Source organism: Ruegeria sp. BA12 (assembly GCF_056539625.1).
This window is the reverse complement of the sequence record NZ_JBQFVF010000001.1, coordinates 1-20,821: the sequence shown is the minus strand read 5'-3', so window position 1 is coordinate 20,821 and position 20,821 is coordinate 1. Positions and strand designations below refer to the sequence as shown.

The window sequence follows — 20,821 nt, the reverse complement described above, 5'->3', positions numbered from 1 at the left end:
TTTATTCGCCCAGCGCGATGCCTTCGCGACGTGGATCAGCGCCACCGGTTAGGACCTCTCCGATCTCGATCGCATGCAGGCCAGACGTCAGATCGCGCGGGTTCACCTCGAACCCCAGCTCGATCAACGGGTCCGAGAACCCTTCGGCTGCGGTGCCTTGTTCCACATCATAGGTGCCAAAGCGATTAACCAGATGCGGCAGTGACAACGCCTGTTGTACATCCATATCCCAATCAGCCCAGGCGATAATCGACTTGGCGACATAGCCAATGATACGGCTTCCACCGGGTGATCCGATGGCCAATACCGGTTTGCCATCTTGCATGACTATCGTCGGGCTCATCGAAGAGCGAGGCCGCTTGCCGGGCTCTAACCGGTTAGCAATCGGAACACCATCGCTGTGGGTTTTGAACGAGAAATCGGTCAGTTCGTTATTCAGCAGGAACCCGTTGGTCATCAACCGTGAGCCGAACCCGTTTTCAATCGTCGTGGTCATCGACAGCACATTGCCATATTGGTCGACAATCGAGATATGCGAGGTCGAGGGCAACTCGAGCGAGACATCATCCGCCCAGTTCGACGCGTGATCGAACTCTGGATTGCCCGGGGTCGCTTCGATCAACGCGCCCTCGCCGCCCAGCAGTTGCCCGCGTTCAGACAGATAGGAGGGTTCGACCAGACCCTGCGTGGGCATCGGCACATAGTCGTGATCGGCCATGTAACGGCCGCGATCCGCAAAGGCCAAACGCGACGCATCGCCGATCAACCGCCAAGCATTCGCATCCTCGGGGCCCATCGCGGTCAGATCATACCCGTCTAGCATGCCAAGGATCTGACCGACCGTCAGCGCCCCGGATGAGGGCGGCCCCATGCCGCAAACCTCATAAACACGATAGGCAGCGCAGACCGGTTCGCGTTCAATCACCTGATACAGCGCCAGATCTACGCCGGACAGAACTCCGGGATTTCCGGGCGCTCCGCGCACCGTGCTGACGATGCCGGCGGCGATTTCACCGCCGTAGAACCCGGCCGACCCTTCACTGGCCAAAACACGCAACGTGTTCGCATAGTCCAGGTTCATCAGGCGCTGACCTTGCTGCAAAGGCGTACCACCGGGCAGGAAGTATTCAGCCGTCACAGGAAAACGCGATAACCTCTCAGCATCTGCCTCGACCAAAGTGGCCAATCGCGGAGATACAAGGAACCCTTCATCCGCCAGCGTGATGCCATCCTGAAACAGGCTGGGCCACGGGCTGCGACCCCAACGCCGGTGCGCCTCTTCCAGCAACGCTGGCGTACCGGGCGTACCGACTGACAGCCCCCCCACCACGGCATCGTAGAACTGCAAGGGCTCACCATTCTCATTGTGGAATAGGCGGTGGTTCGCTTCCAGCGGAGCCGTCTCGCGCCCATCCAGCGTGGTCACATTGCCAGTTGCCGCGTCGTACCAAACCAGAAACGCGCCGCCACCAAGGCCCGAGGATTGAGGCTCGACCAACCCCAGCACGACCTGCACCGCGACCATGGCATCCGCCGCAGACCCTCCGGCCCGCAGAACCTTGGCTCCGGCCTCAACGGCCAACGGGTTCGCCGCAGCAACCATCCAGTTCTGCGAAGTTACGGGCTGACCGGCCAACTTCGCCTCAAGCGAGGCAATCACTTCGTCGGTCAGGCCCTGAACCTGCCCGTCCGAGGCACCCTCGGGTGCTACCGCATCCGCTGTTTCCTGCGCAAAGGACGCCCCGCCAAAGGTCAATGCCGTCACAAACAATCCTGATATCAGATTTCGTCGCATCGTATCCTCCTGAAAAATTGTTCCTTCGGCGCGGGTGCGTCACAACATGGATGGCACAACCTGATCCGGCGGGCGGTGCCCGTCTTCGAAGGTCTTGATATTGATAATGACTTTCTCGCCCATCTCGATCCGGCCTTCCAGCGTGGCCGATCCCATATGAGGCAGCAGAACAACATTAGGCAATTGCCGCAAACGCGGGTTCACTTGAGTGCCATGTTCGTAGACATCCAACCCCGCGCCTGCGATATCACCCGATCGGATCAGGCGCGTGAGCGCATTCTCGTCAATCACTTCACCCCGAGAGGTGTTGATAACTACCGCCGAGGGCTTCAGCAACTTTAACCGACGCGCGTTCATCAGATGAAAGGTAGACGGGGTCGACGGGCAATGAATTGAAAGAACATCCATCCGAGCGACCATCTGGTCTAGGCTTTCCCAATAGGTGGCTTCCAACTCGTCTTCGACCTCAGGGCGTAGGCGACGACGATTGTGGTAATGCACCTGCATTCCAAAGACACGGGCACGGCGGGCCACGGCCTGGCCGATCCGACCCATGCCCAGAATGCCAAGGCGACGTCCACCGATCCGCCCACCCAACAGTGCGGTCGGCGCCCAGCCGGTCCAATCCCCCCGTTGCATCACACCAACGCCCTCGGGAAAACGCCGCGTGACCGCAAGGATCAATGCCATGGTCATATCGGCCGTATCGTCTGTCAGCACACCGGGGGTGTTGGAAACAAGAATGCCCCTCTGTCGCGCCGTCGACACATCAATATTGTCGACACCGGCCCCGTAATTGGCGATCAAGCGCAGGTTTTCGCCCGCCTGCCCCAGCAAACCGCCATCAATTGTGTCGGTCACCGTTGGAACAAGGACATCTGCACTCTGAACTGCTGCGACCAGCTCTTCGCGCGACATGGGGGTGTCATCCTCGCGCAGCTGGACGTCGAACAACTCGCTCAGTCTGGTTTCCACTGCCTCGGGCAACCGTCGCGTTACAACAACACTCAGACGTTCTCTTGGCACTTTCGCCCTCCCATCGCTTTGCAAACCTTCGCGCGCCATGGCATCGTGGCGCAGGATAAGGCGGGGCACAAGAACCCCAACGCATTGAGACGACCTTTTTTCGGAACCAAATCAACAGGCACAAGAGCAGGCAGTCAGTGAGTGGTTTTCTATCGGTAAAACGCCGCCTTCTGGTGGTTTTGTCCGTATTTCTGTTTGTGCTGGGCACTTTGGCTGCCAGCGCACAGGATGCCCGCGGCCCTGTGACCAACCTGCCATTGCCAAGATATGTTTCGATGAAAGCCGCCGAGGGCAATGTTCGGCGTGGTCCTTCGTTAACACATCGAATCGACTGGGTGTTCAAACGGCGCGGCATGCCGCTGCAAATCACGGCTGAATACGGCAATTGGCGCAAGGTTCAGGACCGTGACGGTGCCGGCGGGTGGGTTCACTATGCCCTACTGTCCGGTGTGCGGACCGTATTGATCGAATCCGAAATGCTGCCTGTCTATGCCAGCCCCGACCCAAATGCGCAGATCAGTGCCCAATTCGAATCCGGGGTGGTGGCGCGCCTAGGCAGTTGCAGCCTGGACTGGTGCCAAATTTCTGCTGGCGGTTACCGCGGCTGGGCCCGGAAATCGAGCCTATGGGGAGTCGACCCCTCTGAAATCCGCGAGTAACGGGGGCGACCGCAGCCGTCCCGTCGCCTATTCCGTAGCCTGGGTGGGTCGCGTGCCCATATCCTTGTCCAACAGCAACAGGTTCCACCGATCGCCATTGGCCGCCTTGGTCTTGTCGAGAATCTTGCCAAACAAGTCTTCTTCTTCGTTCTGTTCGGCCAAAAACCAGTTCAGCATGTTTTGCGTGCTGTATTCCTTGACCCCGTGCGCCAGTTCAAACAGCGCATTGATCTGACCTGTGACCTTTTCTTCATTGGCAAGCGCATATTCCAGTGCCTCGACTGGCGAGTCATAGTCCATCTTGGGTGTGTCGATACCCTCCAGCTCGATTCTCCCGCCGCGCTGCGCCAAAAAATCGAAGATACGCATGGCATGTGTTTGTTCTTCATCCGAGTGGCCGCGGAACCACTGCGCGAATCCTGGCAGGTCCTGCGATTCAAAATATGCGGCCATGGCAAGGTAGATATAGGATGCCTGAAGCTCACTGTTGATCTGACGGTTCAGTGCTTCTGCGACATTCGGGTTCAGCTTCATCTTCGTCTCCTGTAACGCGGGGTACCAGTGCATTTGCATTGCTACGTATTTTCCAGAAATCCTGCAACCTGATTGGTTGTTTTTATAATTTAATTTCAATATTTTAGACGCCATTTTCTGCGAATGAAAGGCGTTTGCAAATCTGGGGCGAATTTCCGGTTCAATGTATTTCCCAGCTTCAAAACGCCGCTCAGAACGTGAGTGAAAGACCCTCCGCCCTTCGAACACAGTGGCCGTGTTCAACACTTTCAGACCTTTCCCATAGGCTTTGTGACCAATAAATCCTTTTCCAGATAGGCAATCCATGACCGGAAATTTCGCCAATTTGGATCGTCGGGAGCGTGGAAAAAAATTTTTGCTCCAAGTCAGTTTTTTTCACTCGAAAGCCCTTGAACCCTCCAACCAACAATCGTAGACAGCGCCTCACCGTTGGGGTGTAGCCAAGTGGTAAGGCAGCGGTTTTTGGTACCGTGTATCGTAGGTTCGAATCCTACCACCCCAGCCAGTTCATCGGTGTGGCGTCCGGTATGAATCGCGACTTGTTCGGTTAGAAAACCAACTTTTGTCGGGCAAGAATGCAACTTTCACCAAATTCGGCGGATTTGATAGTGGGTCCTCGGCATAGTTTGCTGAAGTAAGCTTTTCCAAGAACCACCGTGGCACATGCTGTCTGGCGACTTAAAAACCGGTACCTGGTACGGAGAGCCGAAGTTCGCCGAATAGCGGCGGTGTTCAAGGGAGTGGCCCGCAAGCGAACATTCTTAATTGGGCAGAATGGTGTCAGTTGAAATCGCAACAAAAATGTGGTCGCTAGACTTTGGAAGGCATGCTTGTAGGTCATGCTCGTCCGCAAGGGAGTCCTACTTTTTCAGCTTCCGACCAACACGTGCTCTGAAAAATACAAGCCCGGCAACATGTCCTCATATCGATAGGAGCAATCTTGCATCGTTTCTGTCTTCGATCTTGAATCGTTTGGTGCGCGCAATGATAGATTTGCTCGTCTGTAAAGAACGCCCTAGGTCTTCTTGTAACCTTAGAGTTGATCGCAGTGTCGCCAATTTGGCAGCCGGCGTTTCGGCAGTTGGACCAAGAGTGAAAGCTGCACTCTGTTGAGGGTCGATCAAATAAAAAATGCGGGTGGTCACCGGTGACAACCTGCCATTGATCGGCTCTTGAGCGTAACGGTTTGAGATATTCAGGACCATCGCCCTCAGAAAGTGGCACTTCGTGCCTGTAAGCCTTCGGAAAACCCGCGAAATTTTCGAGTGGAGCAGCAGCAAGCTCAACACCAAGTTCATCGGAACACCGGTTAAGTAGCGCCGAAGACTCTATCTCAACACTAGAAATATGTTGATGTAGTGTGTGTATTCCTAGGTCATCCTCCTCCAAAAAAAGTTCAAAGGGGTCTTCATGGTCAATAACCGTTAGAATAGCGCCGTCACTCCTCTGCAGTACTATGGCAGGGTAGATTTGGATACGGGGGCGTGGTGAAAAAACGTCAATTCCAGATTCTTCATAGTTCACAAAAACGGAATAGTGCGCCGACAAAACACTCGCCGCCGAAACATAATTGTTCAACTGTGTAGAGCGGATTTTCAGCGGTGTTACTGCGCCGATAGAATTTCGGGAGAGTAACCTGAAAATGTGGTCTGATTCTTCAACATATTGTTCTTGTTTAAATATACGGAAACTATGTTCACCTAGTTTGCCGTTGCAGAAGGTTTCTGTAGGTTCGGTGAAGACAAGCAACCAATCTCCGCGCGACAGAACAGCTCTCGCAACTTTGTGACCATAGCGGTCGTTTGAAGTCTGAACGTAACCAGCTAGCTGTTCCAAGTAATCGTGCCAATCCCCGATTACAGGAGCCCCTTCCCTTGTTCCGCCTTGGGTTACATGTTGGATTGCTTCGATTAGCAGGTGTTCCGAGGACGTGTGTTTTCTTAGAGTACCCTTTCCTTTGATAAATGGCTTGCCCCAAGCCTTGGCTTCAAAAATCATAACGGGTGCGCCCGTATCATCGTTGAGCCCAAGATAATCGATGAATTTAGTGGTGTCTGCCTTGATGCGAACTTCTTCCATAACATCCCCGTCCGGCCCGAGTGACCATCCCAAAAGACTCAGGAAGCCGTCGAAGAAATAAGAGCGCGTATCGTGCTCATGGAGCGTGTACTCGCCTATGCCCTGATAAGGGTTTTCATGAGGCTCTCAACGCGCGCCGGGCGCAAGTCCCACTCGGTCAGCTTGCCAATCTGCTCTGAAATCGTCTCTAGCGCTTCAGAGAGATCTTCCGGTGACATGTGGGCGTGTTCCATGCCAAGGCTTCTGGTCCGTTCGTACGCAGTCTCCAGAGACTGGGCGCAGACCAGCTGGTTGCGTTCCAACATCAGGCCTGGCGCAGAATCCTTGAGAAGCAGCAGGCGAGGCGGGAAGAAGCTGTTGCTCTTGTTTAGCCCCTTGAGGTGCAGTGCCGTGAACTTCTCACGAGCGGATAAGAGCGCCAACTCGGCGCCCCAGGTGCCTTGGATCTTGGCCTTGTCGATGAGTTTATAGCGGTCTTCGGGGATTGTTTGCTTGGTGCGTTCCAGCACGTCGTGAAAGTTATTTTCGCGGAGCCGCCGCGGGGATCGCAGGTATTCAACGACACTCTCGAGGATCAGTTCTGCGTCTTCGGTGCTTTCTTCTAAGACGGCGTCTATTAGCGCCTCCCCCGCCAAAGTTTTATAGTTCTCTATGCGCTGGGCGATTTTTTCGTCAGATGCAAACTGACCTACTGGCACATCAACAAGGTGGTAATTGACGACCCCGAACTCACTATCGATCCTATCGATCCTACCCAGACCTTGGATGAGCTCTTTCAGGTTCGAGGTCAGACCAAGGAACACCAGCGTGTCTGACGACTGAAGGTTGATGCCTTCAGCCATCTTGTAAGTCAGAAAAACCGATGCAGATCCTTTTGGTTCGTTCTTTCCTCCAGGTCGGAAGTAAGACTCCACGGACTTGCCCTGTTTGATACGCTTGAAACTGTCGGGGCCATCTCCAAAGATCGCCTTCACTGCGCGATCTTCACCCTTGGTTTGGTTTCCCACGACATAGTTGGTGTGGTGGCCTCTGCGCGACAGCGCTTCTGCAAAAATCTCGAGTGTGTCCGTCCGTTCTGCGAGAAAGACGACCCTGTCTTTTTCATTTTGTATTCTCAGGCACGCCTCATACCGCTTCTCATCAAGCTCCTTGAGAACACTGAGACCCAGTTTTTGGTTTAGAGCGTCGCATTTCTTTGTGGGTTCAGGCGCTTCTATTCCCAGTGCTGCGAACATGTCGGACTGGTCGCGGTGGGATACCTTTTTTTTCGATTTTCCACCACGCTCGAAGTCGCGAAGCGATTTGCCAATAGCTCCATTAGACATCTCCCAATGGGCTTGGGCTGCACTCACGCGCAGAATGTTCAAAAGGTTTCGGATGTAGAGCTGATCCTGCGTGCTTTGTTGCGTGCTGACGTGTCCGAAGCGGCTTTTCTCGACTGCGGTCAGCCTTGGGCGGTGGGTGCAAAAGAAAACCCCCAACGAGAACGCCGAGGGCAGACAGGTACTTCATGGATCAAACTCCTGCAGTTGCTTCTTTATTTAGATGCAGGAAGTTGCTCGGTTTTTAGGGGAGCGGATATTCAAGCATTCTGGACGAGTTTCCGTCAGGCGAACGAAGTTGCCGTTTGCAGCATTCGCAAAAACCTAGCCCATTCTATGAAGCATCTACGCGTTTGAGTGAATTCCCGTCGAACAGTTTGGTGCTGACCGGAGAATCGACGAATATAAACTTCAGACGCATTCATAACTTTGGTACGTATTCAGCAGATGTCCGGCTCTATTGTTGAAAAAGCAAATCAGGTTCGCAGCGGATCGCTCTCGGCGGTTTCGCTCGTCGAGCAGGCGTTTGATGAGATGGCTTCCAACAGTGAAATCAACGCTTTCATTTCATATGACCGGGACAAGGCCTTGGCAGACGCGAGGCGGGTGGATCTGTTGATTGGCTCTGGCGGCAACACCGGGCGATTGGCGGGTGTACCACTTGCTATCAAGGACAATATCGATGTTGAAGGGTATCGGACCACAGCAGGCACCCCGAGTATCAATTATGTTGCCTCGAAGTCGGCCCCGATTGTCTCCCGCCTGACATCCGAGGGTGCAATTGTTGTTGGCAAAGCGAACATGCACGAACTTGCCTTTGGGGTGACGTCTAACAACGCAGCGTTTGGCGCCGTTCGAAACCCCGCCGATCTTACCCGTATCCCGGGCGGGTCATCAGGTGGAACCGCTGCAGCGATTGCGTCCGGGATCGTTTTGGGTGGGCTCGGAACCGATACCGCGGGTTCGATCAGGGTTCCCGCCGCACTGACAGGCGTGGCTGGGTTTCGACCCTCGACGTCGCTGATAGATATGAACGGCATTGTCCCTTCTGTCCCGACGTTTGACGTTGCAGGCCCCATGGCGACAACCGTTGGAGACGTTGCGTATATGTTTTCAATTATGACTCATCAAACAATGCCTGAACCTCGTGACCTGCGAGGTCTGCGCCTAGGTTTAGTAAAAGACTACATGGTGAACCTTTCGCCCCATGTGTCTCGCGCCGTCAGCGATGCTTTCGCAAAACTCGAACAGGCTGGCTTTACCCTGATCGAAGTCGACATATCGCCGATAAGCGCTGCATCTTTCGAAGTGGGGTTCTCCGCTGGTTTTTACGAAATGAAAAATGCAATGGCTGCTTGTCTGGCGCAAAAGCAACCAAACACAACATTGCAGGACATGGTCGACAAGATCGCTAGCAAGGACGTCAAGAACACGTATGTCAATTCGGTCTTGGGTGACGACGCGCCATCAGAGACTACTTATCGTGAGGCAATCGCCAGGATTGATGGGATCAGACAGATTTATCTAAGGCTGTTTGAGGAATTTGGACTCGATGCCCTGATCTTTCCGACTGCACCACTTGAAGCCCCCCCAATTGAGGGATCTGATGAGGCCGTTTTCCTGAACGGTGAATATGTGCCTATATTGCCTGTTTTCATGCGAAACGTTGCTGCAACCGGGGTCTATGGTGCTCCGGGAATATCAATCCCCCTGAGTGCTTCAGAAAGGGATCATCTACCTGTGGGGTTGGAACTTGACGGGCGCCCGGAGGCTGACCTCGATCTGCTTAGTATTGCGAAAGCGGTTGAAGCTGCTCTGTTGAGTGCCTAAGATTTTGGAGAACAGAAAACGTAATCGTAACCTTGTACCCACCCACTTAACATCCTTGATGATCTGTTATTCGCTCCTCAGCAAAGGCGCAAAAGGGCTCACACCGCTCAACCGACGCTTTCTATCGGGCTTGTGGTCTGTCCCGACATGACCAGCGCCGGCTGTGCGGACTTAGCAAACCTTCAAACTCAGTCGAAATAACTTCCCGAGCAGAGTTATGCTATGGTGCCTTCAATTATGGAGGAAAAATTGTTTCGCTATGTTTTGCCGGCAGCTCTCATTCTGGGGAGCCCAGTCCTAGCTCAGGATGCAATAAATCCGTCAGGCCTTTCAGGCCCTTCCGGTCGACCTTATTCACCTTACGCCGAACGTGCGTATCCAACTCAAGTCTATTTTGGTGACACTCACGTTCACACTGGTCTTTCCGGGGATGCTGGTGGGGGCGGTACGCGCCTCATGCCTCATGATGCCTATCGGTTTGCGCATGGCGAAGAAGTTGTGTCGAACACGGGGCAACCTGTAAAGTTGTCGAGGCCTCTCGATTTCTTCATAATTACAGATCATTCGGATGCTATGGGTGCGATTACCGATATCATCGGAGGTGCTCCCAATATCTTGGCAGATGAGCAAGGCAGATATTTCCATGAAGAATTCAATAAGGGCGGAGAAGCCGCTCTAGCGGCTGCGCTTGAGCTTACAGCCGCGTTTGCGCAAGGACAGGTTTCCCCTGCGCTGAACTATCAACCAGGCAACCCTGCGTATGCCCGTGTTTGGGACGAAATTATCGATGCCGCGGAAGAGTACAATGATCCGGGCGTGTTCAGCACCTTTATTGCCTATGAATGGACATCTCTCGTCGCAGGGAACAATTTGCACCGAAATGTGATCTTTCGCGATGGCCCTGAGCTCACAAGACAGATACTGCCTTATACAACAACGCCACCTGTGGGCTCACCTAACCCTCGTGATCTTTGGAAGTGGTTGGAGAACTATGAACAAACGACAGGCGGGCGTGTTCTTGCTATTCCACATAATGGGAACTTGTCTAACGGCTGGATGTTCCCGTTAGTCGATGACTTCGCGGATGGTGTGCCGTTAGACCCCGCATACGCAGAAGCGCGAAACAAATGGGAAAGACTATACGAACCAACGCAGATTAAGGGAGATGGTGAGGCCCACCCGTTCCTATCACCTGACGATGAATTTGCTGACTTCGAAACATGGGATTACGGCAATCTGGATGCTTCGGTTCCGAAAGAGCCAGAAATGTTGCCCGGTGAATACGCTCGATCCGGGTTACTTCGAGGCTTATCTTTGGAAAAGGCTTTGGGAGTAAACCCTTTCAAGTTTGGCCTGGGTGGGGCTAGTGACACACACACAGGTTTAACGGCTCCAGATAACGACAATTTCTTCGGGAAGTTTACCGGTTACGAGCCCAGCGAAGAGCGCAGCCAACATGTCAGTAAGACCTATGCTGACGGGACTGTTGCGCTGCTTTCGTCGCAATACATTACTGGTGGTTTGACAGCTGTGTGGGCGCAGGAGAATTCCCGAGAAGCCATTTGGGATGCGATGCATCGGCGTGAAACCTACGCAACTACAGGACCTCGAATGCGCGTCCGTATGTTCGGAGGATTTTCTTTTGCCGAAGAAGATGCCCTACGGCGCGACTTGGCGCTTGTGGGATACAGCAAAGGGGTGCCGATGGGTGGTGATCTTTACCCCGGTGAAGGCGCACCTTCCTTTCTAGTATATGCGCTTCGTGATCCGATGGGAGCAAACCTGGATCGAATCCAGATCATAAAGGGCTGGTTAGATGCAGATGGAGAGCAACGGGAAAAAGTCTACGACGTGGCCTGGTCTGGTTCCCGCGAACCAGATGCCGCTGGCAAGTTGCCGTCGGTAGGCACCACAGTGGACCTTTCTATCCCCTCGTGGACCAACACAATTGGAGCCTCTGAGCTGGGAACCGTGTGGGAAGACCCGGATTTCGATCCCTCGGAAAGCGCATTTTATTATGCCCGGGTTATGGAAATTCCGACCCCTCGCTGGACGGCGTATGATGCAGTGAAGTTCGGAATAGACATGCCGGATGGCGTCCAATTAACAACACAGGAACGGGCCTACACTTCGCCGATTTGGTACTCGCCACAACAATAATTCGATTTACGATGTCGGTCGGGTATGGGCTCGTTGCGGACGTTGACAGCAATCCGCTCGAACGATCGCCCCAGCCCCACCAAAGCCCACCCAACCGCCAGCACCAGCGACTACCCGTCAGCACCCGGAACCAGTCGTCAGCGGTCCAGTCAGCGCCAGTGAACGGTCGATCTAGCGGTCTCGTCAGCACTTGTCGGCACGGGTTAACGACCTCTCTAGCGGTCAGGCATGCCCCGTGTTCCCTCCCGAAATGCCTCGGAACCGCCCCAGTTTCGGCCGCCGGTTGGAAAAGCTCTTAGGTTTCATCGGACGGCAAAGATTCCTACCACCCCAGCCACATGCTTCAAAAAATCCAAGAAAATAAGAGCTTTACAGAGTCCCTGAAAAACGATGTGTCACAGCCATCCGAAACTGTGACACATAGTGTAACACATGCCGATGCGCGCTATGCCCGCAAGCGCGCCGACTCGTCCCACCGAAAACCCAAGCTCTGCGCCGGCCCCTACCTTATGAGAAGGGGCCGGTATTTCTATTTCCGCAAGCGCCTACGCAGAAGCTTATCAAACCCTCAAACAAACTCATTTCTCTGTTTTTCGTTGCGAACCGATCTCCCGCGCGACGCCGTGATGTGAGCCGCAAGGCTCTTCACGGTCTGCGAGCAAAAGGAGATCGAAATCGTGGACACGCTGAATACAACTGCCCTGCCCCCTGCCGACGCCAAGGCCCTGCTGAATGAAGCCCTCCGGGTGGAGTTGTCCCGGATCCTGGCCGAGTAGAACAGCATGGGTAGTCTGTCCAAGGAAGATGTGGACGAATGCATTGAAAAACTCGAAGCTGAAAACAAGAAACTGCGCCGCGCCGCCAGGCGCGGAAATTGGGAGGGAGTTAAAGAGCTGCTTAAAAAAGCCAGTGAAATGATATCGCTTGCCTTGCCGAATCCGCTCTCGCCGGACCTCGGTCGCCAGGCCATTTCGCTCAAGCGGCGCATTAACGATGTCGAGAGTGACGTAGCCGATGGCGACGATGTGCGGACTGCCAGCCGTGAACTGCTCAAAGAACATGGTATCGAGGATTTCGACGGCTTCGTTCAGGAGCCCGTTCTTCTCTCACACGCTTGGGGCCAGACCCCGGAAAAACCATCCAACCCCGTCAATGCAGGGCAACATCAATGCCCTAGAAAAGCTGACGCTGGAATTCTTCGGCGATATTCCCGTCTCGGCGATCACGAGGAACGGCAAAAAGAGTTCTTTGCTTGGGAAGCCCGACTACCCCGCACCCAAGGTCGTAGTCACGGTAAGAACCGCTTTAACAAAGAAGGAAAGATAATCTCGAAGGCGACCGAGATCTCTGCAGCTGATGCTCATGACCTCCTGGTGACCGAAGAGATCAGGGGGCGAGACGATATCTCGGTTGCAGAAAAGCGGGTGATCCTGGCCGATAACCTGGTTCCACGCCGCACCATAACGACTATCAAGCGAGATCGGGATGGGCGGAATCGTATGTTCAAGAGTGCCAAGAACCTCGGCATCAATCCTCCAGAGGCGTTGTCCCATAAAGAGGTCGAAGGGCACATCGCGGCGCAGGCCCCGAATGATGAGCTCTATGTACGCGTGACCATGCCCAAGATCCAAATACCCTGGACCGAAGAACGCCTGGCAAAGTTCCTGACGTCGCCGATTTTCACCGGCTGTCTTTCGGCCCATCGCCGGTGGAAACGAGGCAAGCTTATCATCCGGGATGCGACCTACTGGGTTCCGCTTATCGTTCTTACAATCGGCTCTCGGATTGAGGAAATCCTCCTGCTCAAATGCAGCGATATCCGGTATCGCAATGGCGATTATTGCTTTGCCATCGGGACAGGGCCGGAACAACCGGGTAAGCGCGGCCACAGCTGCCAATGCGGCCTGGTGCACCCCTTCACCCGCGCGTTCCAAAAAAACAGAATGAACCGTGTCTAGCCCGCGCCTTGGCGAAACTTACTACATCCTCGGGCGCCTAGTCTGGATTAGGAGCTTCGCCACTGAGCCGCGCCTTTGCCTAAAAGAACACATTGTATTCGCTTAGTTTATCCCTTGCCTCTTTCTATTGTTTCTTGCCGTCTTCCGTGGTCGGCTGGGGAGGCACTTATGCAATCTCCGACATGCCCTCAGTGTCAGGCTTAGAAAAAATTTGATAGCTGGTGCTTTCGACCATTCGTGCCCACTCTTCGGCATTGCGCCTGACAGCCTCGATATGCTCGACGTTGCCAAATTCCTCATTGAAATAAATCGGCAGGTGATGTTCGTACCCGGCAATCTTTGATTTGAAGGCGTCGCGCAGCTCATCCGAGGCCGAAAACAAAGCTATAGGAGCCATGCTTTGTAGGGTGCGAGTCTTGTGGGTTCTCTCATCAAGATATTTTAGCGCCTCGCGTTCTTTGTCGGTCGTACCTTGCAGTGGATCTATGCCCATCAAGTTTAGTCCACGTCCAAACTCCTGAGCTTGCCGGTTGATGTCCATGTCCCAAATCCTAAAATTCGCGATGAAGGGAAGACTGACTTCGGAGACATGCTGAGTCTAAAGTATTTTCGAGGCAGCAACGCCAACGGCCGCGACACTTTCGCTCCCTTCCAAAACCTGCCTGATGAGGGCGTCGGGGTTTTCACCGGCATCAATCTTCTTATGAGCCCAATAGGAAAGCACCAAATATGCGCTTTCAATGGGCTGAGGGCCAAGAGAACCACGCGACCATAAGTACGTGTTTCTCCCTCCTCAAAACTCTTGCTCGCCCCACGGAAATTCAAGCTTCAGCGGTATTGGGGTTCCGGAATCGCGGTTTGGTAACGAATGTGTTTGACGCCAACTAAACGAAGTTGACTGCATAGATTGTTCTTAAACCGCGACAGCAAAGGATCACAGCAGGTTTTAGCGGTCTATCCCAAGACGTCTGATCTCAATATTGAAACTTCCACAAACTGGGTTTTTAGTTCTTCTGTGCGCGAAACCCAAGCCACACCGGAAAGGTGATAAACTGCGGTAACGCCAAGTTTCCCAGGTACACGACCTATTCCAACGACACCCAAAGAACCTGCGCGTCTTCTTCACTGGTCGACACACAGCCATGCCCCATGCTGCTGTCATAATACAGCGAATCACCCGCTTTCATCGGCAGAGGGCGGTAGTGTTCCGAGATGAAAATCAACTCGCCGCTCAGCACGTACATGAATTCTTCGCCCGAATGTCGAATCCAGGGGTCAAACTCAGAGATATCGCGGGCCCGTATCGTGGCCACATAGGGCAGCATGCGTTTGCTTGTCAGATCCGAACACAGCAATTCGTGCAAATAGGTGGCGGTTTCCCTGAACTCACCCTGCCCCTTAGCGGTATAGTCCCGCCGACCGTTTATGCCTGACTGACCCGATTGAAGAAAAAGTTGCGGAGGGTTCATATCCAGCGCCTGTGTCAACCGCCGCACGATCTCAAAGCTGGGTTTGGTTTGATTGTTTTCGATCTTCGACAGGGTCGATCGCCCGATACCTGCTGCACGCCCGGCCTCTTCCAGAGTCCAGCCCTTTTCCCGTCGCGCGTCGCGGATGGAACGCCCCAAGGCCGCCCCTTCATCCAGTTCTTCGGGTGTAACCCCTTCGTTTCTTTGGTCTTCGCCCATGAAAATCTCCCCGTTCTTTCCAGCTTACATATTCCCTTAGTCGCACGCAACTTCACGAATAAGAGATTTATGTTGCCTTAAGGGAATCAATTCCACTATAGGAAACATAGTTTCGAACCGGAGATTCGAAATCAGAGGAGATGACCATGTTCAAAACGTCGCTTACACAGGCCGATCCGACCATTGCTGCATCGATTGCACGCGAGGGCGCCCGTCAGGCCGAACAGATCGAACTGATCGCATCTGAAAACATCGTCTCTCAGGCTGTGATTGACGCTCAGGGCTCGGTTCTGACCAACAAATATGCCGAAGGGTATCCCGGCCGCCGCTATTATGGCGGATGTGAATATGTGGATGAGGTCGAGCAGGAAGCCATCGACCGGTTGAAGCAGCTGTTTGGCTGCGAATTTGCGAATGTGCAGCCCCATTCGGGCGCCCAGGCCAATGGCGCGGTCAAGCTAGCGCTGCTCAGCCCCGGTGACACCATTCTGGGCATGTCGTTGGACGCGGGCGGTCACCTGACCCATGGCGCGAAACCGGCGCAATCCGGCAAATGGTTCCGTCCGATCCAATATGGTCTGACCGATGCGGGGCTGATCGACTATGATCAGGTCGAAGCACTGGCCAAGGCCGAAAAGCCCCAGTTGATCATTGCAGGCGCGTCGGCCTATTCACAGAAAATCGACTTTGCCCGCTTCCGCGCGATTGCGGATGAGGTTGGCGCCTGGTTGCTAGCCGACATGGCGCATATCGCCGGTCTGGTTGCAACCGGCCTGCACCCTTCTCCTGTCGGGCACGCTCATATCGTGACATCGACCACGCATAAAACCCTGCGCGGTCCGCGCGGTGGCATCATCCTGACCAATGACGAAGCGCTGGCGAAAAAGATCAACTCAGCCGTATTCCCCGGTTTGCAGGGCGGCCCGCTGATGCATGTGATCGCCGGTAAGGCCGTCGCTTTCGGTGAGGCTCTGAAACCCGAATTCAAAGAGTACATGCAGCGCGTCGTCGACAGTGCCTCGGCTCTGGCCAACGTTATGATGGCACGTGGCTGCGACATCGTCTCGGGCGGCACGGAAAACCACCTGATGCTGGTGGATCTGCGCCCGGTTGGCGTAACCGGTAAAGACGCCGAAGCCGCGCTGGAACGCGCTGGCTTTACCTGCAACAAAAACAGCGTGCCCGGTGACCCCGAGAAACCCACCATCACCAGCGGTATTCGTCTGGGTACTGCGGCCGGTTGCAGCCGGGGCTTTGGCCCCGAGGAATTCAAGCAGATCGGCCATCTGATCGGTGACGTTCTGGACGCGCTGGCGCAGAACCCGGGCGGAGACGAAGCCGTTGAAAAAGCAACCCGTGAAAAAGTGCGCGCCCTGTGCGCAAGCCACCCGATCTACTGAAAGTTAGCGTCATGACCTACGATCTGATTGTCATCGGGGGCGGACCTGGCGGCTATGTCGCTGCGATCCGCGCGGCTCAGCTGGGACTGAAAGTGGCCTGCGTCGAAGGGCGCGGGGCACTTGGCGGGACCTGTCTGAATGTGGGGTGCATCCCCTCCAAAGCGTTGCTGACCTCCTCGGCCAAGTATGCCGAACTTGCACATCTCTCCTCCCACGGCATTGCGGTCGAGGGGGCCAGCATCGACGTACCCGCGATGATGGGGCGTAAGGACAAGATCGTAGGCGACCTGACCAAAGGCATCGCGTTTCTGTTCAAGAAAAACGGGGTCGACCATATCGATGGCTGGGCCAGCATCCCCTCTGCCGGACAGGTCAAGGTCGGCGATGATGTCTATCAAGCGAAAAACATTCTGATCGCCACCGGCTCGGAACCGACCTCGCTGCCGGGGATCGAGATCGACGAGCAGGACATCCTCAGTTCGACCGGTGCGATTGCATTGGAGAGCGTACCGGACCATCTGGTCGTGATCGGCGCAGGTGTGATTGGGCTGGAACTGGGGCAGGTTTGGTCCCGTCTGGGCGCAAAGGTTACCGTGGTCGAGTATCTGGACCGCGTTCTACCCGGCATTGATGGTGAAATCGCCAAGCTGGCACAACGCGCACTGTCCAAGCGCGGGTTGAAATTCCAGCTGGGTCGTGCGCTGAAAACGGTCGAAAAGACCGATACCGGTCTGGTGCTGACCGTTGATCGCGTCGGCAAAGACAAAGAAGAAGTGATCGAGGCTGATAAGGTCCTGATCGCTGTGGGCCGCCGCCCTGTCACCCGTGGGCTGGGCCTGGAGGAGCTGGGCGTTACAGTAAGTCAGCGCGGCTTCATCGAGGTGGATGGGACGTTCCAGACCTCGGTTCCCGGCATTTACGCCATCGGCGACTGCGTGCCCGGTCCGATGCTGGCGCACAAGGCCGAAGAAGACGGCGTCGCCTGCGTGGAAACTCTCGCAGGACAAGCTGGCCATGTCGATTACAACACCGTGCCGGGGGTCGTGTATACCGACCCCGAGGTCGCTTCGGTCGGTCTGACCGAAGAAGCGCTGAAAGAGGCTGGCACCGAGTATTCGGTTGGCAAGTTCGCCTTCATGGCCAACTCGCGCGCCCGTTCGACCGGCGACACCGACGGCGCAGTCAAGGTTCTGGCGGACCCAAGCGGCAAAATCCTGGGCGCCCACATCTGTGGCGCCCACGGAGGAGACCTGATTGCCGAGTTGGTTCTGGCCATGACCAAAGGCGCAACCGTCGCCGAGGTCGCTGCCACTTGTCATGCACACCCAGCCATGGGCGAGGCGGTCAAAGAAGCCTGCCTTGACGCCATGGGCCGCGCAATCCACGCCTAAGAGGGACCTGCCAGATGACCATCCAGCTTCGCCCCCGCCACCCTGAAAAGGCCAAGAAGGCAGACAGTGTCATCCCGCGTAAGCCCAAGTGGATTCGCAAGAAAAAGGGCGACAGCGCCGAGTATTACGAAACCCGTCGTCTGATGCGCGAGCACAATCTGGCGACCGTCTGCGAAGAGGCCGCCTGCCCCAATATCGGCGAATGCTGGTCCAAACGTCACGCCACCATGATGATCATGGGCGAGATCTGCACCCGCGGTTGCTCCTTCTGCAACGTGGCCACGGGACGTCCCGATGCATTGGACGCATTTGAACCGGGCCGCGTCGCAGCGGCGGTCAAAAAGCTGGGCCTGCGCCATGTGGTGATCACATCCGTGGACCGGGACGATCTGGCTGATGGCGGGGCCGAACATATCGCTCAGACCATTAGGGCCGTCCGCCACCAAAACCCAGGCACAACGGTCGAGGTTCTTACCCCCGATTTTCTAGGTAAAGGCGACGCGGCGGATGTCGTGTTCCAGGCTGCCCCAGACGTCTTCAACCACAATTTGGAAACCGTTCCACATCTGTATCCGTCCGTTCGCCCCGGCGCGCGCTACTATACCTCGCTGCGGCTGCTGGACGATGCCAAGCGCGCCAACCCCGAGATCTTCACCAAATCCGGCTTGATGGTCGGGTTGGGAGAAACCCTAAACGATGTTCGCCAGGTGATGGATGACCTGCGCGCGGCTCAGGTCGATTTCCTGACGGTCGGGCAATACCTGCAACCGACCGCGAAACACCACCCGATTGATCGTTTTTGGTCTCCGGACGAATTCGCCCAACTGGAGCAAATCGCGCGCTCCAAGGGCTTTCTGCACGTGTCAGCAACCCCGCTGACCCGTTCGTCGTTCCATGCGGACGAAGACTTTGCCGCCCTCAAGCAAGCCCGCCAACGGGCTATCGCCACCGGGGCATAATCCAAACGCAAATGGGAGGGAAACCATGGAAGCGTTAAATTCAATCGTAGGGGCCATCAATGGCGTCGTGTGGGGGCCGCTCATGCTGGTTCTCATTCTTGGCGTCGGCTTCTTCTTGCAGGTGGGGCTGAAATTCATGCCGATCCTGCGCATCGGCACTGGCTTTAAGCTGTTGTTCGCAGGCCGCGAAGGTCAGGGTGACGGTCAGATCAGCCCGTTCAACGCGCTGATGACGTCGCTGTCGGCGACCATCGGTACGGGTAACATCGCCGGTGTGGCCACTGCTGTCTTCCTGGGCGGTCCGGGCGCATTGTTCTGGATGTGGATGACCGCCCTGGTGGGCATGGCCACCAAATATGCCGAAGCCGTTTGCGCGGTGAAGTATCGCGAGAAGGACGAGCTGGGCAATTTTGTTGGCGGCCCGATGTACTACATCAAGAACGGTCTGTCGTCGAATTGGCACTGGCTGGGTTGGGCCTTCGCCCTATTCGGTGCCATTGCTGCCTTCGGCATCGGTAACGGTGTACAAGCAAACGGTGTGGCACAAGTTCTGGAATCGAATTTCGGCGTGAATACCTCGATCACCGGAATTGTTCTGATGGTCCTGACCGCCGCCGTTATCCTGGGTGGCATTACCCGCATCGGTGCGGTTGCCGGTAAGCTGGTTCCGGCCATGGCGATCGCTTACATCGTCGCTGGCCTGTTGGTTCTGATCATCAACATTGGCGAAATCGGTAACGCCCTGTCGCTGGTCTTTACCTACGCCTTCACCCCATCTGCCGCTGAAGGCGGTTTTGCAGGTGCAGCTGTCTGGGCCGCCATCCGCTTTGGTGTGGCACGTGGCGTGTTCTCCAACGAAGCCGGTCTGGGTTCCGCTCCGATTGCACACGCAGCGGCCGAAACCAAAGGTCCGGTCAATCAGGGCCTGATCGCGATGCTGGGTACGTTCATCGACACCATCATCGTCTGCTCGATCACTGGTCTAGCAATCATCTCGACGGGCGCATGGACCTCGGGTGAATCGGGCGCGGCTCTGACGTCGCTGGCATTTGCAACCTCTCTGCCGGGTGGTGGTCACCTGATCGCAATCGCGCTGTCGATTTTTGCCTTCACTACCATCCTTGGCTGGTCGTTCTATGGCGAGAAATGTGTTGAGTTCCTGCTGGGCGTTAAATCCCTGCTGCCCTACCGCATCCTTTGGATCGTTGCGATCTATTTCGGTGCGACTGCAGATCTGGGCTTTGTCTGGCTGCTGGCGGATACGCTGAACGCCATGATGGCCATCCCGAACCTGATCGCTCTGGCATTGCTGAGCCCGATCGTCTTCAAACTGACGAAAGAGTTCTTTGCCTCGAACGGTCAGTCCGAAGAACCGGGCGGCTCACCTGCCGAATAACTTCGGCACTGACAAAATAAAACGGGGGGCCAACCCGGCCCCCCGCCTTTGAAACAAATTTTCTATCTCGAGGAGAGACGTGATGGCCACGAAAATCCTGCTGCCGATTGATCACACTGACGACCGCTCGTGGAAACTGGCTTTGCCGGTCGCTTTGGAACAGGCAAAATTCTATGGTGCCGAACTGCACACGGTCGCCGTCATCCCCGAGATCATCCAGTTGCCGAACCTACCCGCCAACTATGGCGCAGGCGCCAAAGACCACGTGCGGGGTGCGGTTCAGGCCATACTGGATCATGCCAATGCCTCTGATGTGCCGGTGCATGTCGAAGAAGGCAGCGTCTACCGCGAAATTCTGAAGCTTGCCTATAAGGACGGCTTTGATCTGATCGTCATGGCGTCGACCAAAGGCGATTTCCCGAACTATGAGATTGGCCCGAACCTGGCCCGTGTTGTGCGCAACGCGCATTGCACCGTCATGGTTGTCCGTGACCAGTCCCGTTGATTGAAAGGCTACAGCTATGACTGACTTAAAACGCACTCCTCTCTACGATCTCCATGTTGAGTTGGGAGGCAAGCTGGTTGATTTTGCTGGGTGGGAGATGCCTGTTCAGTATCCGCTGG

The 20,821-nt window shown here is 55.3% G+C and carries 16 protein-coding genes and 1 tRNA gene; 10 read left to right on the top strand and 7 right to left on the bottom strand.

What is annotated here, in order from left to right; genetic code table 11:
- Position 1: 1 nt before the first annotated feature.
- Positions 2–1,795: a gamma-glutamyltransferase gene (ggt, locus tag ACR0B0_RS00085; protein ID WP_480645956.1), complete on the bottom strand. Its 1,794-nt coding sequence runs from the start codon at positions 1,793–1,795 to the stop codon at positions 2–4.
- 39 nt (positions 1,796–1,834) lie between these two features.
- The gene (locus ACR0B0_RS00080; protein ID WP_170349330.1) at positions 1,835–2,821 is read right to left on the bottom strand and encodes a 2-hydroxyacid dehydrogenase; all 987 of its coding nucleotides are present in this window, start codon (positions 2,819–2,821) and stop codon (positions 1,835–1,837) included.
- 170 nt (positions 2,822–2,991) lie between these two features.
- Here ACR0B0_RS00080 and ACR0B0_RS00075 point away from each other — a divergent pair, with 170 nt between their 5' ends.
- Positions 2,992–3,480, top strand: a complete 489-nt coding sequence (locus ACR0B0_RS00075; protein WP_425081164.1) for an SH3 domain-containing protein — start codon at positions 2,992–2,994, stop codon at positions 3,478–3,480.
- A 27-nt stretch (positions 3,481–3,507) separates the two neighbouring features.
- Here ACR0B0_RS00075 and ACR0B0_RS00070 read toward each other — a convergent pair whose 3' ends face one another.
- Complete coding sequence (locus ACR0B0_RS00070; RefSeq protein ID WP_170347778.1) at positions 3,508–4,014, bottom strand: ferritin; 507 nt, start codon at positions 4,012–4,014, stop codon at positions 3,508–3,510.
- A 430-nt stretch (positions 4,015–4,444) separates the two neighbouring features.
- Here ACR0B0_RS00070 and ACR0B0_RS00065 point away from each other — a divergent pair.
- Positions 4,445–4,519: transfer RNA gene (locus ACR0B0_RS00065), tRNA-Gln, on the top strand.
- Positions 4,520–4,851: 332 nt separating this feature from the next.
- Here ACR0B0_RS00065 and ACR0B0_RS00060 read toward each other — a convergent pair.
- Together ACR0B0_RS00060 and ACR0B0_RS00055 are read right to left on the bottom strand one after the other, a co-directional pair.
- Positions 4,852–6,093, bottom strand: coding sequence for a hypothetical protein (locus ACR0B0_RS00060; RefSeq protein WP_480645953.1), 1,242 nt, complete (start codon positions 6,091–6,093; stop codon positions 4,852–4,854).
- Between the two features lie 95 nt (positions 6,094–6,188).
- Positions 6,189–7,574 carry a DEAD/DEAH box helicase gene (locus ACR0B0_RS00055; RefSeq protein ID WP_480645951.1) on the bottom strand — a complete coding sequence of 462 codons (1,386 nt, stop codon included), beginning with the start codon at positions 7,572–7,574 and terminating at the stop codon, positions 6,189–6,191.
- Between the two features lie 288 nt (positions 7,575–7,862).
- Between ACR0B0_RS00055 and ACR0B0_RS00050 the strand changes: the two genes are divergently transcribed.
- From ACR0B0_RS00050 to ACR0B0_RS00040, 3 genes are all read left to right on the top strand, one after another.
- Positions 7,863–9,245 carry an amidase family protein gene (locus tag ACR0B0_RS00050; protein ID WP_480645950.1) on the top strand — a complete coding sequence of 461 codons (1,383 nt, stop codon included), beginning with the start codon at positions 7,863–7,865 and terminating at the stop codon, positions 9,243–9,245.
- 237 nt (positions 9,246–9,482) lie between these two features.
- Positions 9,483–11,405, top strand: coding sequence for a DUF3604 domain-containing protein (locus tag ACR0B0_RS00045; protein WP_480645948.1), 1,923 nt, complete (start codon positions 9,483–9,485; stop codon positions 11,403–11,405).
- 782 nt (positions 11,406–12,187) lie between these two features.
- Positions 12,188–13,363 carry a hypothetical protein gene (locus tag ACR0B0_RS00040; RefSeq protein WP_480645946.1) on the top strand — a complete coding sequence of 392 codons (1,176 nt, stop codon included), beginning with the start codon at positions 12,188–12,190 and terminating at the stop codon, positions 13,361–13,363.
- Between the two features lie 166 nt (positions 13,364–13,529).
- On the opposite strand, the gene ACR0B0_RS00035 is transcribed toward ACR0B0_RS00040, so the two are convergent.
- Both ACR0B0_RS00035 and ACR0B0_RS00030 read right to left on the bottom strand, forming a co-directional pair.
- Positions 13,530–13,904, bottom strand: coding sequence for a hypothetical protein (locus ACR0B0_RS00035; protein ID WP_170347768.1), 375 nt, complete (start codon positions 13,902–13,904; stop codon positions 13,530–13,532).
- 544 nt (positions 13,905–14,448) lie between these two features.
- Positions 14,449–15,051, bottom strand: coding sequence for a helix-turn-helix domain-containing protein (locus tag ACR0B0_RS00030; RefSeq protein ID WP_170347767.1), 603 nt, complete (start codon positions 15,049–15,051; stop codon positions 14,449–14,451).
- Positions 15,052–15,197: 146 nt separating this feature from the next.
- Here ACR0B0_RS00030 and glyA point away from each other — a divergent pair, with 146 nt between their 5' ends.
- From glyA to ACR0B0_RS00005, 5 genes are all read left to right on the top strand, one after another.
- Complete coding sequence (gene glyA / locus ACR0B0_RS00025) at positions 15,198–16,451, top strand: serine hydroxymethyltransferase (protein ID WP_480645944.1); 1,254 nt, start codon at positions 15,198–15,200, stop codon at positions 16,449–16,451.
- Positions 16,452–16,462: 11 nt separating this feature from the next.
- Positions 16,463–17,842: a dihydrolipoyl dehydrogenase gene (gene lpdA / locus ACR0B0_RS00020; protein ID WP_425081143.1), complete on the top strand. Its 1,380-nt coding sequence runs from the start codon at positions 16,463–16,465 to the stop codon at positions 17,840–17,842.
- Between the two features lie 14 nt (positions 17,843–17,856).
- Positions 17,857–18,801, top strand: coding sequence for a lipoyl synthase (gene lipA / locus ACR0B0_RS00015; RefSeq protein ID WP_170374142.1), 945 nt, complete (start codon positions 17,857–17,859; stop codon positions 18,799–18,801).
- Between the two features lie 25 nt (positions 18,802–18,826).
- On the top strand, positions 18,827–20,197 hold the full coding sequence (locus ACR0B0_RS00010) for an alanine/glycine:cation symporter family protein (RefSeq protein ID WP_170374140.1): 1,371 nt from the start codon (positions 18,827–18,829) through the stop codon (positions 20,195–20,197).
- Between the two features lie 82 nt (positions 20,198–20,279).
- Complete coding sequence (locus tag ACR0B0_RS00005) at positions 20,280–20,702, top strand: universal stress protein (RefSeq protein ID WP_170347762.1); 423 nt, start codon at positions 20,280–20,282, stop codon at positions 20,700–20,702.
- The last annotated feature ends 119 nt before the right edge of the window (positions 20,703–20,821 follow it).